The organism is Nocardioides sp. LHG3406-4, from assembly GCF_049897745.1.
Classification (GTDB): Bacteria; Actinomycetota; Actinomycetes; order Propionibacteriales; family Nocardioidaceae; genus Nocardioides.
Map to the genome: position 1 here is coordinate 1,128,209 of NZ_JAFCWV010000002.1, position 15,743 is coordinate 1,143,951.

17 protein-coding genes are annotated in these 15,743 nt (G+C 72.3%); 4 read left to right on the forward strand and 13 right to left on the reverse strand.

All coding sequences use genetic code 11. The features are described 5' to 3' along the window. Position 1: 1 nt before the first annotated feature. The 7 genes from der to ACP7BP_RS11575 all read right to left on the reverse strand — a co-directional run bounded on the left by der (position 2) and on the right by ACP7BP_RS11575 (position 5,662). Positions 2 to 1,384 (reverse strand): ribosome biogenesis GTPase Der, encoded by a 1,383-nt coding sequence (der, locus tag ACP7BP_RS11545; RefSeq protein ID WP_426244742.1) that lies wholly within the window; start codon positions 1,382 to 1,384, stop codon positions 2 to 4. Next, entirely contained in the window at positions 1,381 to 2,127 is a 747-nt protein-coding gene (locus ACP7BP_RS11550) for a lysophospholipid acyltransferase family protein (RefSeq protein WP_426244743.1), read from the reverse strand. Before ACP7BP_RS11550 ends, der begins: the two co-directional genes overlap by 4 nt. Beyond that, the gene (cmk, locus tag ACP7BP_RS11555) at positions 2,124 to 2,828 is read right to left on the reverse strand and encodes a (d)CMP kinase (protein ID WP_426244744.1); all 705 of its coding nucleotides are present in this window, start codon (positions 2,826 to 2,828) and stop codon (positions 2,124 to 2,126) included. Before cmk ends, ACP7BP_RS11550 begins: the two co-directional genes overlap by 4 nt. Positions 2,829 to 2,895: 67 nt before the next feature. Beyond that, a complete protein-coding gene (locus ACP7BP_RS11560; RefSeq protein WP_426244745.1) occupies positions 2,896 to 3,963 on the reverse strand; it encodes a prephenate dehydrogenase in 1,068 nt (355 codons plus the stop codon). Next, complete coding sequence (aroH, locus tag ACP7BP_RS11565) at positions 3,960 to 4,364, reverse strand: chorismate mutase (protein ID WP_426244746.1); 405 nt, start codon at positions 4,362 to 4,364, stop codon at positions 3,960 to 3,962. The genes ACP7BP_RS11560 and aroH overlap by 4 nt, the downstream gene beginning before the upstream one ends. 70 nt (positions 4,365 to 4,434) lie before the next feature. Beyond that, positions 4,435 to 4,821, reverse strand: a complete 387-nt coding sequence (locus tag ACP7BP_RS11570) for a VOC family protein (protein ID WP_426244747.1) — start codon at positions 4,819 to 4,821, stop codon at positions 4,435 to 4,437. A gap of 4 nt (positions 4,822 to 4,825) precedes the next feature. Continuing rightward, a complete protein-coding gene (locus tag ACP7BP_RS11575; protein WP_426244748.1) occupies positions 4,826 to 5,662 on the reverse strand; it encodes a helix-turn-helix domain-containing protein in 837 nt (278 codons plus the stop codon). An 81-nt stretch (positions 5,663 to 5,743) separates the two neighbouring features. On the opposite strand from ACP7BP_RS11575, the gene ACP7BP_RS11580 reads away from it, so the two are divergent. Further along, a complete protein-coding gene (locus tag ACP7BP_RS11580) occupies positions 5,744 to 6,115 on the forward strand; it encodes an HNH endonuclease (protein ID WP_426244749.1) in 372 nt (123 codons plus the stop codon). 6 nt (positions 6,116 to 6,121) lie between these two features. On the opposite strand, the gene ACP7BP_RS11585 is transcribed toward ACP7BP_RS11580, so the two are convergent. The 5 genes from ACP7BP_RS11585 to ACP7BP_RS11605 are packed head-to-tail and all read right to left on the reverse strand — an operon-like array spanning position 6,122 to position 9,793. Then, complete coding sequence (locus tag ACP7BP_RS11585) at positions 6,122 to 6,901, reverse strand: pseudouridine synthase (protein WP_426244750.1); 780 nt, start codon at positions 6,899 to 6,901, stop codon at positions 6,122 to 6,124. A 3-nt stretch (positions 6,902 to 6,904) separates the two neighbouring features. Then, positions 6,905 to 7,597, reverse strand: coding sequence for an SMC-Scp complex subunit ScpB (scpB, locus tag ACP7BP_RS11590; protein WP_426244795.1), 693 nt, complete (start codon positions 7,595 to 7,597; stop codon positions 6,905 to 6,907). Between the two features lie 53 nt (positions 7,598 to 7,650). Beyond that, entirely contained in the window at positions 7,651 to 8,523 is an 873-nt protein-coding gene (locus ACP7BP_RS11595; RefSeq protein WP_426244751.1) for a segregation and condensation protein A, read from the reverse strand. A gap of 26 nt (positions 8,524 to 8,549) precedes the next feature. Next, positions 8,550 to 8,915 (reverse strand): hypothetical protein, encoded by a 366-nt coding sequence (locus ACP7BP_RS11600; protein ID WP_426244752.1) that lies wholly within the window; start codon positions 8,913 to 8,915, stop codon positions 8,550 to 8,552. Beyond that, complete coding sequence (locus tag ACP7BP_RS11605) at positions 8,900 to 9,793, reverse strand: ParA family protein (protein ID WP_426244796.1); 894 nt, start codon at positions 9,791 to 9,793, stop codon at positions 8,900 to 8,902. Before ACP7BP_RS11605 ends, ACP7BP_RS11600 begins: the two co-directional genes overlap by 16 nt. A gap of 437 nt (positions 9,794 to 10,230) precedes the next feature. Here ACP7BP_RS11605 and ACP7BP_RS11610 point away from each other — a divergent pair, with 437 nt between their 5' ends. Further along, entirely contained in the window at positions 10,231 to 11,283 is a 1,053-nt protein-coding gene (locus ACP7BP_RS11610) for an ATP-binding cassette domain-containing protein (RefSeq protein WP_426244753.1), read from the forward strand. Then, complete coding sequence (locus tag ACP7BP_RS11615; protein ID WP_426244754.1) at positions 11,280 to 12,104, forward strand: ABC transporter permease; 825 nt, start codon at positions 11,280 to 11,282, stop codon at positions 12,102 to 12,104. The genes ACP7BP_RS11610 and ACP7BP_RS11615 overlap by 4 nt, the downstream gene beginning before the upstream one ends. Here ACP7BP_RS11615 and ACP7BP_RS11620 read toward each other — a convergent pair. Beyond that, on the reverse strand, positions 12,088 to 15,207 hold the full coding sequence (locus tag ACP7BP_RS11620) for an ATP-binding protein (protein WP_426244755.1): 3,120 nt from the start codon (positions 15,205 to 15,207) through the stop codon (positions 12,088 to 12,090). The two genes, ACP7BP_RS11615 and ACP7BP_RS11620, sit on opposite strands and share 17 nt — an antisense overlap. A gap of 72 nt (positions 15,208 to 15,279) precedes the next feature. Between ACP7BP_RS11620 and ACP7BP_RS11625 the strand changes: the two genes are divergently transcribed. Further along, entirely contained in the window at positions 15,280 to 15,741 is a 462-nt protein-coding gene (locus ACP7BP_RS11625; protein WP_426244756.1) for an SRPBCC family protein, read from the forward strand. The last annotated feature ends 2 nt before the right edge of the window (positions 15,742 to 15,743 follow it).

A 15,743-nucleotide genomic window follows, 5' to 3' on the forward strand; every position in this document is an offset into this window, starting at 1 on the left:
CTCAGCGCTTGCGCTTCTCGCGCGGGCGCTGCTGGATGACGATCGGGGTGCCTGCGAAGCCGAACTGCTCGCGCAGCCGCCGCTCGATGTACCTCTCGTACGACGCGTCCAGCTTGCCGCTGGTGAACAGCACGAAGGTCGGCGGAGCCGTCGACGGCTGGGTGGCGAACAGGATCTTGGCCTGCTTGCCCGACCGCACCGGGTGCGGGTGCTCGGCCACCAGTCGCCCGAGGAAGGTGTTGAGCGATCCGGTCGAGATCCGGGTCTCCCAGCCCTCGAGCGCCTTCTCCAGAGCCGGCACCAGCCGGTCGACGTGCCACCCGGTGCGCGCGGTGATGTTGATCCGCGGCGCCCACTGCACCTGCACCAGGTCCCGCTCGATCTCGCGCTCCAGGTAGTAGCGACGCTCCTCGTCGACCAGGTCCCACTTGTTGAAGGCGATGACCATGGCCCGGCCGGCGTCGCGGATCGTCTGGATGATCCGCATGTCCTGCTCGGAGACGGTCTCACCGCCGTCGAGCACCAGCACGGCCACCTCGGCACGGTCGATGGCGGTCGTGGTGCGCAACGAGGCGTAGTACTCGTGGCCCGACGCCTCCTTGACCCGCTTGCGGATGCCCGCGGTGTCGATGAAGCGCCAGGTCTTGCCGCCCAGCTCGATCAGCTCGTCGACGGGGTCGACGGTGGTGCCCGCGACGTTGTCGACGACGACCCGCTCCGACCCGGCGAGCTTGTTGAGCAGCGACGACTTGCCGACGTTCGGCTTGCCCACGATCGCGATCCGCCGCGGCCCGCCGACCACCCCGAAGGTCTCCGGCGGCGTCTCAGGCAGCGCGTCGAGCACGGCGTCGAGAAGGTCACCGGAACCGCGCCCGTGGAGCGCCGACACCGGGATGGGCTCCCCCAGCCCGAGGTTCCAGAGGCCGTGGGCCTCGGCCTCGGCCCGCTGGTCGTCGACCTTGTTGGCGGCCAGCACGACCGGCTTGCCCGACCTGCGCAGGATCTTGACGACCGCCTCGTCGGAGTCGGTGATGCCCACGTTGGCGTCGACGACGAAGAGCACGGCGTCGGCGAGGCTGACGGCCACCTCCGCCTGCGCGGCGATGCTCTGCGCGAGTCCGCGGGCGTCGGGGTCCCAGCCGCCGGTGTCGACGACGGTGAAGGCCCGGCCGTTCCACGTCGCGTCGTAGGACACCCGGTCGCGCGTGACGCCCGGCCGATCCTCCACGACAGCGGCGCGGCGGCCGATGATCCGGTTGACCAGCGTCGACTTGCCGACGTTGGGGCGGCCCACGATGGCCAGCACGGGAACCGGACCCGTGACGTCCTCGCTTTCGGACCCGTCGGACCCGGACAGCTCGTATCCGGGCATGTCGTCGCTCATGTTGCTCCTCGTTCGACGAACCCCGTCGGGGGGTCCAGTTCTCGTTCGGTGGCCGGGAGGGGTCCCGGCAGGGGGCGCCCGATGTGGGCGAGTGCGCGCTGCTGGGTCTCGCGCATGTGCTGCAGGAGCAACGCCGAGGCATGCAGGACCTGTTCCCGCGTGCGCGGCCAAGGCTGTGCCACGACGTGCCAGGGGATGCCGAAAGCCATGTCGATACTGGACCCGCGTGGCGGCACGTAGTCGGTGTGGCCACCGGCCGTGCGCGTGCCGACGAAGGTCACCGGGATCACCGGGGCGCCCGTGACCAGCGCCAGGTAGGCCGCCCCGTGGTGGAACCGTTGCAGGTCGCCGGCACCCCGAGCGCCCTCGGGAAAGATGCCCACCGCTCCGCCGTCACGCAGCACGCGCAGGCTCGTCTTCACGGCGCCCGGGTCGGCGGCGTACCGGTCGACCGGGATCTGCCCCGTCGCCCGGAGGAGGCGACCCATCCGCCCGGTGAAGATCTCCTTCTTGGTCAGCGCATGCACCGGCCGGGGAGTGAAGATCGCGAGCATCGGTCCGTCCAGGACGCCGATGTGGTTGGCAGCGACGACGATCGGCCCGGACGACGGCACCTGCTCGGCGCCGGTGACACGCACCGCCCAGCGCCGGCCCATCAGCCACCGGGTCTGTGGTCGGCCACAGCGCAACAGCGCGCGGCGGGGATGCGCGGTGGCGTCGAGGTGGAAGTCGAGGCCGCTCACGCGCGCTCCCCGACCGCCTTCACCAGAGCGACGACCTGGTCGACGACCTCGTCGAGCGTGTACGGCGTGGTGTCGATGTGGGTGGCTCCGTCAGCCATCACCAGCGGGGCGACGGCCCGGCCGGAGTCGATCTTGTCGCGTGCGAGCAGCGACTGACGGGTGGCGGCGACGTCGCTGCCGCCCTCCTCCGCTGCCCGGCGCTCGGCACGGGCCGCGGGGTCGGCGGTGAGGTACACCTTGACCTGGGCGCCCGGCGCGACCACCGAGCCGATGTCACGGCCCTCGACGACGATCCCGCCGGCACCGATGACCGCGCGCTGCAGCTCGAGCAACCGGCTCCGCACCGCCGGGACGGCGCTCACCGGGCTGACCGCCGAGGTGACGTCGTCGGAGCGGATGGCAAGCGAGACGTCGACGCCGGCGACCACGACCGTGGGGCCGAGCGGATCGGTGCCCGACAGGATCTCCGGCTCGCCGGCCCGGTCGGCGACCGCGGACGCGTCGTGGACGTCGACACCCTCGCGGAGCAGCCACCAGGTGAGCCCGCGGAACATCGCGCCGGTGTCGAGGTAGCGCAGGCCGAGCCGAGCGGCGACGGCGCGCGACGTACTCGACTTGCCGGAGCCGGACGGGCCGTCGATCGCGACGACCAGGCCCGTGGACGCGCGCAGCGGACGTGTCTCGACCGGCGTGGTGCTCACGGGTGACCCATCCTTCGGCGCAGCGGGGTGGCAAGGAGAACGCCGGGACTCCGGCGCAGCCCGCAGCCTACCTGTGGGTCACCCAGCCTCTCGATTCCAAGGACGTCAGCAGGTGCTCTGCGCGCGCCTCCTCGACCACGAGCTCGACCAGGCCCACCGGTCGCGCCGGGTCGTGGTCGATGTGGACGTCCTCGATGTTCACGTCGCTCGCGCCGGCGTCGGCGAAGAGCCGTGCCAGCTCTCCCGGATGGTCGGGCACCGCGACGAAGACCGCACCCATGGGTCGCACCGGCCCACCGTGCTTGCCGGGGATCGCCCGGGTGCCGGCCACCCCGCGGGTGAGTACGTCGTGCAGGCCGGGTCGCTCGCCGGAGTCCAGGGCCGCGATGAGCGTGTCGAGCTGCTCGCGCAACTCCCCCAGCACCCCGAGCACGGCCCGGTCGTTGGCCGAGACGATCTGCTCCCAGAGCCCTGGGTCGCTGCCGGCGACCCGGGTGACGTCTCGCAGTCCCTGCCCGGACAGCGCGAGGTGGTCGGCGGGTGCGTCGGCGAGGCGTCCCGCGACGAGCACGGCCGCCAGGTGCGGCAGGTGGGACGTCCGTGCCACTGCCCGGTCGTGGTCGGCCGGCGAGAGGCGCACGGTGGCCGCGCCGCAGACGGCGGCCAGCTCGTCGACGAGCGCGATCGCGTCCGGGCGCGAGCCCTCGTGGGGCACGACCGCCCACGGCCGGCCGTCGAAGAGCGCCGCGCTGGCCGCCAGCGGACCGGAGCGCTCGCTGCCCGCCATCGGGTGCGATCCGACGTAGCGCGCGGCGTCGACGGCTTCGCCCGCGGAGAGCACGGCCCGCAGCGGCGCCTGCTTGACGCTGCCGACATCGGTGACGACCGCGTCGGTGCGGATGAGGGCCTCGGTGACCGCGGCGCCGAGGTGATCGGGTGGCACGGCGACCACGACCAGCTGCGGCAGGTCCGCGTCGACTCGGGGGCGACCGGCGCCCAGCCCTGAGGCGGTGCGCAGGTGCTCGGGAGACACGTCGGTCAGCAGCACCTCGAGGCCGGCACGACGGCACGCGAGCGCCACGGAGGTGCCGAGCAGGCCGACACCGACCACCTCGACAGGTCCCGTGAGGCTCACGCGGACGACCCGTCGGAGTCGTCGTCCGGCACGGCATGGGTGCGGGCCAGGTCGCGCCGCAAGTTGGCGGCGCCGTGCAGGTAGACGTGGGTGATGTCGCCCCGCGGCAGGTCGGTCTCCACGTGGGCGAGCAGCCGCACCACCCGGGGCATCGAGCCCTCGATCTCGAGCTCGCGCGCACACAGCAGCGGCACGTCGGCGAAGCCCAGCTGGCGGGCGGCGTACGCCGGGAACTCGGCGACCAGGTCGGAGGTGGCGGTGAAGATCACCGAGATGAAGTCGTCGGCGGTCAGGCCGTTGACGTCCAGGACGTCCTGCACCATCTCGGCCACCCGGTCGAGCATGTGCTCGCGGGTGTCCACATCGAGCTGTGTCGCCCCTCGCACCGCTCGTACCGCCATGTCGCCCGCCCTCCGTCGTCCGTTGACACTGCAAGGCTAGCGACGCCGGATGCGGGCAGGACGCCGCGTCTCAGGACGGCTGGTAGCTGCCCACCGACCAGTGGTTGCCCTCGGGGTCGAGCACGGTCCCGCCGCGGCCTCCGTAGTCCTGGTCGACCATCGGGCGCTGAACGGTCGCTCCGGCCCCCACGGCGGCGTCGAAGACTGAGTCGGGGTCGTCGCAGACGAGGTACGCCGCGGCCGGCCCCATGCCCTCGAGGGCGCCTCCCTCGCCGCGACTGTCTCCGAACATGAGCCCGCCGCCGCCCGGCCAGAGCCACTCGGCGTGCGCGATCCTCCCGGCCTCGTCGCGGTACGTCGCGTGCTCGGTGAACCCGACCGCTGCCAGCCACGTCGTCATCGCGTCGGCGTCGTCGAAGCTCATGCTGTGCCAGAGTCGTACGTCGGATGCAGTCATGGCCTCAGGGTTCCCCCTCCGACCCCGCCAGGTCTTGCACGAATGGGAACTCCTCGCGCAACCACCGGGTCGGTGTGCACCCGGCCAGGGCCCGCCACTCGCGCGTCAGGTGGGCCTGGTCGGCGTACCCGCTGGCGGTGGCCAGGGAGGCGAGCGACGGCCGACCGGCACGGGCGGCCGCCACCAGCCGGGTCTTGCTGGCGTCGAAGCGCGCGATCCGGTGGAACTCCTTCGGCGACACCCCGCACTCCGCCCGCACCAGGGTGCCGAGGTGGCGCCTGCTCAGGCCGACGTCGTCGGCCACCCGTTGTACGGTCGCCCCTCGCGTGAGCGCGGCCAGCGCCCACCCGACCTCGTCGCGCACCGCCGGCGTGCCGTGGCGCGCCAGGACGACGGCCAGTCGCTGCCGCACGAGCGCGAACCGGGTCGGCCAGTCCCGGCAGCCGGCCAGTCGCTCCGGCAGGTCAGCCAACGCGGAGGGCAGCTCGTCGAGGGTGAGCATCTCCCCCGCGACGGCGGCAGCGGGCAGACCCAGCAGGGCCCGCGCACCGAGCGGGCTCAGGGCGAGCTGCATTCCGGCCTGGCGGTCGCCGTAGTGGATCTCGGCAGGACCCGTGTGCAGGCCGGAGACCGTCGACCACCGGCGTCCACGGGAGCCGGGCACCTCACGCCAGCCGATGTCGAGCGGCTCGTCGATGGGCAGCACGAAGGTCACGCTCGTCGACGGCAGCCCGAGGTGGACGCCCGGTCCCGGCATCTCCAAGTCGTAGCCCACAATGCCGAGCACGTACGCCCGCAGCGCCTCGGGCACCGGCGGAGCCAGGTGGGTCGTCGTGTCCACGCCTTCGACGGTACGCCGTCCGGCGGCCGGGCACCCGTGGATCAACGCCGATCCCGGGCGGACGACCCCTAGGCTGGTGCGATGGCGGTCGCCCGCAGTCGCAAGAGCCGGATCGCCCGTCGTCGCAAGCGCCGGATGGACAGCGTCGAGCACGATCTCAGTGACGAGCAGTGGGTCGCGCTCAAGGCCGCGTGGGGCGGGTGCGCCTACTGCGGCGCCACCGACCGGCCGGTGCAGCGCGACTGCGTGCTGGCGCTCTCCCGAGGCGGGCGCTACACCCTCGACAACATCGCGCCGGCCTGCGGCTCGTGCAATGCCAGCAAGTGCAACGACGAGGTCACCGGTTGGCTGCGGCGCAAGCGGCTCGACGAGCAGGCGTTCCTGGTGCGCCAGTACGAGATCACCCGAGCGCTCGCTCGTCGGTTCGCCGTCGAGGCCGACCCGGAGCCCTGATCGGCGTCAGAGCTGGGCGGTGTCGAGCAGCGACCCGAGCTCGTCGGTCGTCAGGTGCCGCAGGTCGCCGGGCTTCAAGCCGGTCAGGTCGACCGGGCCGAACCGCGTGCGGGTGAGGCGGCGTACAGGATGCCCGACGTGGTCGAGCAGCCGGCGCACGATCCGGTTGCGCCCCTCGTGGATCACCAGCTCGACGATGGCACGGCCCTGCGCGTCACCCCGCCCCGCCTCGAGGACCTTCACCCGCGAGACCTCCACCGGCCCGTCGTCGAGGGTGACCCCGGCGCGCAGCTGGGCGAGCGTGGCCTTGGAGACCTCGCCGTCCACCTCCGCGACGTAGGTCTTGTCGACCTCGTGTGAAGGGTGCGCCATCTGGTGGGCGAAGTCGCCGTCGTTGGTGAGCAGGATGAGGCCCGAGGTGTCGGTGTCGAGCCGGCCCACGTGGAAGAGCCGCTCGGGGCGGTCGGCGACCAGGTCGGCGAGGGTGCGCCGGCCCTCGGGGTCCGACATCGTCGAGACGACACCGCGCGGCTTGTTGAGGACGAGGTAGACGTGCGCCGAGATGGGCGGCAGCCGCTTGCCGTCGACCCGGATCACCGCCGTGCGCGGGTCGACCTTGGTGCCGAGCCGCGTGACGACCTCGCCGTCGACCTCGACCAGACCTCCGAGCATCAGCTCCTCGCACTTGCGACGGGAGGCGACCCCCGACTGGGCCAGCAGCTTCTGGAGCCGGATCAGGCCGTCGTCGTCGGTCTGGATGCCGGGCTCGTCCCCTGATTCCGTCACCCGTCAGCCGATCTCGGTGCCGGCGTCGGGCTCGGTGCCGTCGCCGCTGTGGGGGGCGGGGTGCCCGTGCGCGGGCTCGGCGTCCGGCTCCGCGTCGGGCTCCGGCACAGGGCCGGGATCGGGCTCGGCGGGAGGCTCCGGCGTGCTGGAGGACATGGCGACCAGCTCGTCCTCGAGGTCGTCCATGTCGGGCAGGTACGGCGCCAGGTCGGGCAGCTCGTCGAGGGAGCTGATGCCGATGCGCTCGAGGAAGTAGGCCGTCGTGCGGTAGAGATTGGCCCCCGTCTCGTGATCCTGCCCGGCCTCCTCGACCAGCCCGCGGGTGAGCAGGGTGCGCATCACGCCGTCCACGTTGACCCCGCGGACCGCCGAGACGCGGGCCCGGGAGATCGGCTGCTTGTAGGCGACCACGGCGAGCGTCTCGAGCGCGGCCTGGGTGAGCCGGGCCTGCTGGCCCTCGAGCACGAACGTCTCGACCACGCCGGCGTAGTCGTCGCGGGTGTAGAACCGCCAGCCGCCGGCCACGGCACGCAGCTCGAAGCCGCGGCGCTGTTCGTCGTACTCGCGGGCAAGGTCGGTCAGCGCCTCCTCGACAGCGTCGACCGGGTGGCCGACTGCGGACGCGAGCGTCACCTTGTCGAGGGCCTGGTCGGCGACCATCAGGATCGCCTCGAGGGACGGCCGAAGGTCGGCCATCGCCACATCGAGGGTGTCGAGGGTGTCGACGGTTCCGGGGGTGGCTTCCTGGCTCACTGCTGCTCCTCGTCCTGGGCCTGCTCGGTCGCGTCTGCGGCCTGGTCGTCAGCTGGTGCCCCGTCGAACTCGTCGGTGATCTCGATGTCGCCGTCCTCGGCGCCGGTCCAGCGCACGCTCAGCTCGCCCAGAGGCGTGACCTGGTCGAAGGACACCGCGCCCTCGCGGAAGAGCTCGAGCAGCGACAGGAACCGCGCGACCGTGGTGAGCCGGTCCGGGGAGTCACCGCACAGCGCACGGAAGGTCATCGTGCCGCCGCGGCGCAGCCGGTCGACCATCAGCGCGGCCTGCTCGCGGACGCTGACCTTGGCGGCATGGATGTGCTGGAGCGACACCTCGAGCACCGGCTTGGGCTCCATCGCCTTCGCGGCCAGCTGCGCGAACTGCTCCAGGCCGATGCCGATCAGCACCTCGGGCAGCAGGGTGGCGAAGCGGTCCTCGAGGCCGACCACCCGGGGGTGGCGCCGCGACTCCTCGGCCAGCCGGGTCTCGAGCACCCGCGCGACCTGCTTGAAGGCGCGGTACTGGAGGAGCCGTGCGAACAGCAGGTCTCGGGCCTCCAGCAGCGCGAGGTCCTCCTCGTCCTCCACGTCGCCCTGCGGCAGCAGCCGGGCGGCCTTGAGGTCGAGCAGGGTGGCGGCGACGAGCAGGAACGACGTCGTCTGCTCGAGCTCCCACGTCGGCCCGGCGGCCCTGACGTGCGCGATGAACTCGTCGGTGACCCGCGACAGCGACACCTCGGTGATGTCGAGCTTGTGCTTGGAGATCAGGCTCAGCAGCAGATCGAACGGGCCCTCGAAGTTGTCGAGCCGCACCTCGAAACCGGCCGCCGCTGCGGTCTCCGGATCAGCGGTGGCGAGCTCGGTCATCGACCTGTTCTCCCCTCACGGGTGGGTCACTGCTCGGTCAGCCGTTGCACCAGGGCGCTGTTGTCGCCGTGCTCCTCGAAGTCGGCCAGGATCAGCGAGATCGCCTCACGGACGAGCCGGCCCCGGTCGACCGCCAGCCCGTGCGCACGACGCAGCGACAGGCGCGTGTGCTCGATGTCGAGCAGCTCGTCGGAGGTGACGTAGACCGTCATCTTCTCGTCGTGGCGCACCCGGCCGCTCGGCCTGCGCGGGCCCGTCGCCGGGTCGGTCGACTCCTCGTCGCCGTGGGCCGAGTCGGGCACGGCCCGGACGGACTTCCCCGCCTCGGCGGCACCGGGAGCGGTGGGACGGAAGAGGTCGTCTGCCCGCGGCAGGCTCACTCGTCGCGCCATCGGGCGAGCACCTCCTTGGCCAGCATCCGGTAGTGGTCGGCGCCGGTGGAGGCGGAGGCGTACGACGTGATCGGCTCACCGGCCACGGTCGCGTCGGAGAACTTCACGGTGCGCCGGATCACGGTGTGGAAGACGGTGTCGCCCCACGCCTGCACCAACCGGTCCATGACCTCGCGGCTGTGCAGGGTGCGGCCGTCGAACATGGTGCCGAGCACGCCGTCGATCTCGAGCTTGGGGTTGAGCCGCTCGCGCACCTTGTCGATGGTGGTCTTGAGCAGGGCGACACCGCGCAGCGCGAAGTACTCGCACTCCAGCGGCACGATCACGCCGTCGGAGGCGGTCAGCGCGTTGACGGTGAGCAGCCCCAGGGACGGCTGGCAGTCGATCAGGATGACGTCGTACTTCTCGATCGCCGGCGCCAGCACGCGCTGCAGGGTCTGCTCTCGGGCGACCTCGTGCACCAGCTGCACCTCGGCAGCCGACAGGTCGATGTTGGAGGGGAGCAGGTCCATCCCGGGGACCCCCGAGGGCACCACGACGTCCTCGATCGCGACGTCGCGCTCCATGAGCAGGTTGTAGATCGTCAGGTCCATCTCGTGCGGGTTGAGGCCGAGCCCGACCGACAGGGAGCCCTGCGGGTCGAAGTCGACCAGCAGCACCCTGCGACCGTGCTCCGCGAGGGCCGCGCCGAGGTTGATGGTGGTCGTGGTCTTGCCGACCCCACCCTTCTGGTTGCACATCGAGACGACCCGCGCGTTGCCGTGCTGGGTGATCGCCGTCGGCTCCGGGAGCACCGGCATCGGACGTCCGGTGGGACCCAGCTCGACCGCCCGGGCAGGCCCACTCCCAGTCTCAGTCTCAGGCTCGGTCTCAGGCACCGTCGGGGACCGGTCGAACGGGATCGGGTCGCTCACGGGGCTGTCAGCTCCAGGGGAGATCGGCGGGACGGATGGTCGAAGCAACGGCGGCATCTCGGAAGCACTGCTGCCCTGGCCGGGATACCCAGCGTACGACCCGTCACCGCTCATCTCGTGCACCTCTCGCTGTTCCACCCGACATGTCGACACGACGACTTGGCGCCCTGTCGCTGCTCCGCCTGCGCGACCCTATGCCCACCTCCGACGGTCAACAAGACGGCGGGGGAAACCCCACGCCACGAAGGGAAATCTGTTCAGTCGGCCCCGCTTGCGTGCACAGCCGTCGCCGCCCTGTGGACAGTTTGTGGACAGACCTGTGTACGACGCCGCGGCCGGCTGAAGGCCCTGTGAAGCCCCGGTGAAGGCCCCGTGAAACCGCGAGCGGGCACGCTCCCACCATGAACCCAACCGATTCCGACACCTCCGCGCCGGCCGTCTCGGCGCACGGGCTCGTCAAGAGCTTCGGCGACATGCGGGCCGTCGACGGCATCGACCTGGAGATCCGCCGCGGCGAGGTCTTCGGCGTGCTGGGGCCCAACGGAGCAGGCAAGACCACCACCCTCAAGATGCTCGCCACCCTGCTCCCCATCGACGCCGGCGAGGCACAGATCTTCGGGGTCGACGTACGCCGAGAGCCGCACGTGGTCCGCCAGCTGCTTGGCGTCACGGGCCAGTACGCGTCGGTCGACGAGCTGCTCACCGCGACGGAGAACCTCGTCCTCTTCGGCCGCCTGCAGGGGCTCGACAGACAGCGGGCCGCCGCGACGGCCACCCGGCTGCTGGAGCAGTTCGGCCTCGAGGAGGCCGCGAAGAAGCCGATCAAGCAGTTCTCCGGCGGCATGCGGCGGCGCCTCGACCTGGCCGCGAGCCTGATCACCCGGCCGCCGCTGATCTTCCTGGACGAGCCCACGACCGGGCTCGACCCCCGCACCCGCGGCCAGATGTGGGAGACGATCCGCGAGCTGGTGGCCGACGGCTGCACGGTGCTGCTGACCACGCAGTACCTCGACGAGGCCGACCAGCTGGCCGACCGGATCGCGGTGATCGACCGCGGCACCATGGTCGCGCAGGGCACCTCCGACGAGCTCAAGTCCTCCGTCGGCCGGTCGACGCTCCAGCTCACCGTCACCGACCCGGACCGGCTGCCCGACGCGGCCCGGATCGCGCACCGGCTGCTGGGCGAGGAAGCCGTCCCGACTCCGGAGGCCCGGCGGCTCAACATCGCCCTCGAACGCAGCGACCAGGCCGTCGACGTGCTGGTCGCCCTCCGCGCGGAGGGCGTGGCCATCGACTCGCTGAACGTCCAGAAGCCGTCTCTCGACGAGGTCTTCATGGCCTTGACGGGGCACGACACCGGGTCCGATGCCGGGGCCGCCGCCGATCCCGCCGCCGACCCCCACCCGGGCGACCCCGGCAGCTCGACCGAGACCGAGATGGAGGCCGTCCGATGACCGCCACGACCCAGCCCCTGCACGGCCGCGTGGACCCGGCTGCCCTGCCGCGCCACGTCAGCCTGGCCGACACCGTCGGCCAGACGATGACGATGGCCTGGCGCGCCACCTTGAAGATGCGCCGCAACTTCGAGCAGTTCTTCGACGTCACGATCCAGCCGCTGCTGTTCACCGCGATGTTCGCCGGCATCTTCGGCGGCGCGATCTCGGGCAGCGTCGACAACTACCTGCCGCTGCTGATCCCCGGCCTGATCGGGCAGACCGTCCTCACCGCGTGCGTCGCGACCGGCACCCAGCTGCGCGAGGACATGGACAAGGGCGTGTTCGACCGGTTCAAGGTGCTGCCGATCTCGCGGATCGCGCCGCTGGCCGGGCCGATGGTGGCCGACATGATCCGGTACTTCATCGCGGCCACGCTGACGTTCGCCACCGGCATCGCGATGGGCTACCGCCCCGGCGGCGGCGTGGTCGGCGTCGCGGCCGCCATCCTGCTCGCGATCGTCGCCGGCTGGTCGCTGGCGTGGATCTTCACCTGGTTCGGCACCGTCGGCTCCAGCGCGCAGGCCGTGCAGGGCATCTCCCTCATGGTGATGTTCCCGCTGACCTTCCTGTCCAACGCGTTCGTGCCCACCGACACGATGCCGGGGTGGTTGCAGGCGTTCGCCGACATCAACCCGGTCTCCCACATCATCAGCGCGATCCGCGACCTCGCCAACGACGGCGCCGTGACGGCGGAGGTCGGCTGGGCCCTCCTCGGCTGCCTGGCGGTCATCGCGATCTTCGCACCGCTCTCGGTGCGGGGGTTCACCAAGAAGATGTGAGCCGCGACAGCGCCTTCTCCACCCCGGGCACGAGCTCGGCGCCCGGTCGGCCGGCGTACTCCTCGTGGAGTACGGCGAGCCGGCCGGGACGCCGGGTCTCGGCGAGCTCGGCCAGCGGCGCCCACGCCATGGTCGGGAAGCTGCGGTTGTAGGCCCAGCGCTTCGCCGTCGCCAGGAGGGTCACCGCGTCGTCGTAGGTCTCCTCGGCGCCGAACCGCAGGGCCCAGGCTCCCAGCGCCACGACGAGCACGCCGTTGAGCGGCAGGTCGGTGAGGGTCAGGGCGCCTCGGTCGAGGAAGCCGCTGCCCTCGACGAGCACGTCCCGCAGCTCGTCGGCCCGGGCATCGGTCGTCCCGGAGACGTGGTGCACCCGCGCGACGAGGGCACCACCAGCGGCGAGCAGCACCCACGGCGTCATCCCGAGACCCGGCACCTCGACGTCGGCGACCACCGCGAGGGCCTCGTCGAAGGTGCGCAGCGCGGTCTCGACGTCGCCGCGGGACAGCGCGACCTCGGCCCGCGCAGCCGTCAGCGCCATCCGTGAGCCCGTCTGGACGCCGTCGGAGATGGCGGCGACCTCGTCGAGGATGCGCTCACAGGCGACGAGGTCGCCGTCGATGAGCGGCCACAGCGCCGTCGAGATGCGCAGGGTGCGAGCGTCGTCGACCGCGTGCAACCGCATCATGATCGGCCAGGCCTTCTCGGCGTGCCGAGCCGCAGCGCGATGGTCACCCAGCATCATCGCGAGCTGGGACAGCTCGGCGTGCAGCGACGCGTCGAGGTACGGCGTCAGCTCGCCCAGGGCGAGGCCACGGCGGGCGAAGTCGGCCGCCCTCCCGACGTCGCCGGCGTTCTCGGCCGAGAGCGCGGCCCACATGAAGAGCATTCCTCCCACCATCGGGTCCCCCGCGCCGACCGCCTGGGCCTCCAGGCGCGCGACGACGTCGCCGCCCCCGGTCGCGAACATCGCGTACGCCGCACGTCCCCAAGGCGTGCACGGCTCACCCCACCGGGCCATGGCCGAGACCAGCTCGTCGTAGGGCCGGCTGGGGATCCAGCTCAGGTGGATGATCAGCATCGCCGCCGCCTCGTGCGCGGCACTCACCAGGTGCGCCGGCGGATCCCAGTCGACCAGCGCGTCGATCGCCGCGTCGGCGACGGAGAACACCCGCGCGTGGTTGCCGGTGATGGTCCACAGGCTGCCCAGCACCGACACCAGCCGCGCGACCAGCTCGCTGTCGCCGCGGCCCAGGGCCCGGCGCAGGACGTCGCTGAGGTTGTTCTCCTCCCGGAGCAGCGCGTCGATGGACTCGAACTGCTCGTCGGTGACGAAGACCGCGGCGTGCCGGTTGGCCAGCGCGGCCGCCCAGGCGTCCTGGGCGGCACGGGCGTCGTGGACCTGGCCGGCTTCGTGCAGGCGCAGGGCGGCGAACTCGCGGATCGTCTCCAGCGCCCGGAGCCTCGTCGTGCCGGACGTCTCAGCGACCACCAGCAGCGACTGGTCGACCAGGGCCTCCACGTCGTCGACGGCCCCAGCGCCCAGGACGCTCTCGGCCGCGTCGAGGTCGAAGCCGTCGTGGAAGACCGAGAGCCAGGCCAGGGCGCGCTGCTCTCGCTCCGACAGCAGGTCCCACGACCACTCGATGACCGCGGTGAGCGTCCGGTGCCTCTCGGGGGCCCCGCGGTCGCGGCTGCGCAGCAGCTCGAAGCGGTCGTCGAGTCGGCGGCGCACCTCCGCGACCGACATCGTGCGCAGCCGGGCGGCGGCGAGCTCGATCGCCAGCGGCAGCCCGTCGAGCCGGTCGACGACGGCGGTGACCGTCGCGTCGTCGAGGTCGGCGTCGGGCCGCACGGCCAGGCCGCGCCGGCAGAACAGGTCGGCGGCGTCGTGGGGCGCCAGCTGGGTGAGGGGTACGACGCGCTCGGCGCCGATGCGAAGCGGCGCCCGGCTCGTGGTCAGCACGCGCAGGTCTCGCGCGGTGACCAGGAGGAAGGCCACCAGGGAGGCGACCGTCTCGAGCACGTGCTCGCAGTTGTCGAGGATCAGGAGCACCGGCCCGACGTCGAGCTCCTGAGCGATCCGGCCGCGAACGTCGGCCTGCTGAGCCGGCGTGAGCGCGTGCCGGGAGGTCACCGAGCCGCGCACGCCCAGGGCAGCGCCGACCTCAGCCACCACGTCGTCGCCCGACGCGACACCGACCAGCTCGACCACGTGCACTCGCGGCACGGTCGACTCCTGCGCGAGCACGTGCGCGATCCTCGTCTTGCCGAGCCCACCGGGTCCGAGGATCGTGGTCAGCCGCCCGGTCGACATGGCCGCCCGCAGCCGGGCCAGGTCGTCCTCCCGGCCGAGGAGCGGGTCGGCGTCGTAGCGGAGACCCGTGCGCACCGGGTCGTCGGCCGAGAGCAGCTCCCGGTGGAGCCGCTGCAGAGCGGGATCGGGGTCGACACCCAGCCGCTCGGCAAGGTCGTTGCGGTAGGCGGCGTACCGGTGCAGCGCCGCCGACGCGCCGACCGTCGCGGCCTCGGCCCGCAGCAGCGCGACGAGCACCGGGCTGTCGTCGGGCGCGATCGTGTGGGCCTCGGTCAGCGGCGCCACGGCCTCAGCGGGACGTCCCGCCGCGACCAGGGCGAGGCCGCGCAGCCGCACCAGTCGGGGCACCAGGGCGTGGACCTGCGCGAGCAGGTCCGCACGCGGCCCCGCGTCGCCCCCGGCATCGGCAGCCGAGCTCGCCAGGAGGCAGGCCCGCTCGACGAGGTCCACCGCCGTAGGTTCACCGGCGGCCATGGCCACCTCGGCGTCGCGCGTCAGCCGGCGCAGCAGCCAGGCGTCGACGTCCTCGTCGCCCAGCGCGAGCCGGTAGCCGCCGTCGTACCGCACGACGACCTCCGCGCCACAGACGGCCCGCACCCGGGAGACCAGGACCTGGAGAGCCTTGGTCGGGTTGGCCGGAGGGTCGTCGGCCCAGATCCCGTCGACGAGGCTCTGGTCGGAGACTCCCGCCGGGCTGGTGGCCAGCGCCGACAGCAGGGCTGCGAGGCGCTCACCGGGGATCGTCGCGTCACGCCACCGCACGCCGGGGAGCAGGTGGAGGGAGGGCACTCGGCCAAGCATAGGGAGCCGGTGCTGGTCGGCGGGGTGCCAGAGAGGCCCCGTGTGCGTGAGGATGGGGGCATGGGGTCGACTCGGCTCACGTTCCACCTGGACGCCGACCGCGCCCGTGTCTACGCAGCGTTCCTGGACGCGGAGGCGGTGGGCCGGTGGAGGGTGCCAGCGGGGATGTCCTGCGAGGTGCACGAGTTCGAGGGACGTGAGGGCGGCGCCGTGCGGGTCTCCCTCACCTACGACGCCCAGGACGCCCGGGGGAAGACCACCCGGAACGTCGACACCTACCACGGCCGGTTCGTGCGGCTCGTCCCGGACGAGCTGGTGGTCGAGGTCGACGAGTTCGAGACGACGGATCCCGCCCTGGGTGGCGAGATGACCATCACGATCCGGCTCACCGACTCACCAGGTGGAGGCACCGACCTCGCCGTCGTGCACGAGGGGCTCCCCGACGGGGTGCCCACGGAGGACAACGAGCTGGGGTGGCGGGAGTCGCTGAGCCGGCTCGCGGCACTCCTCGGCGGAGGTTGAGG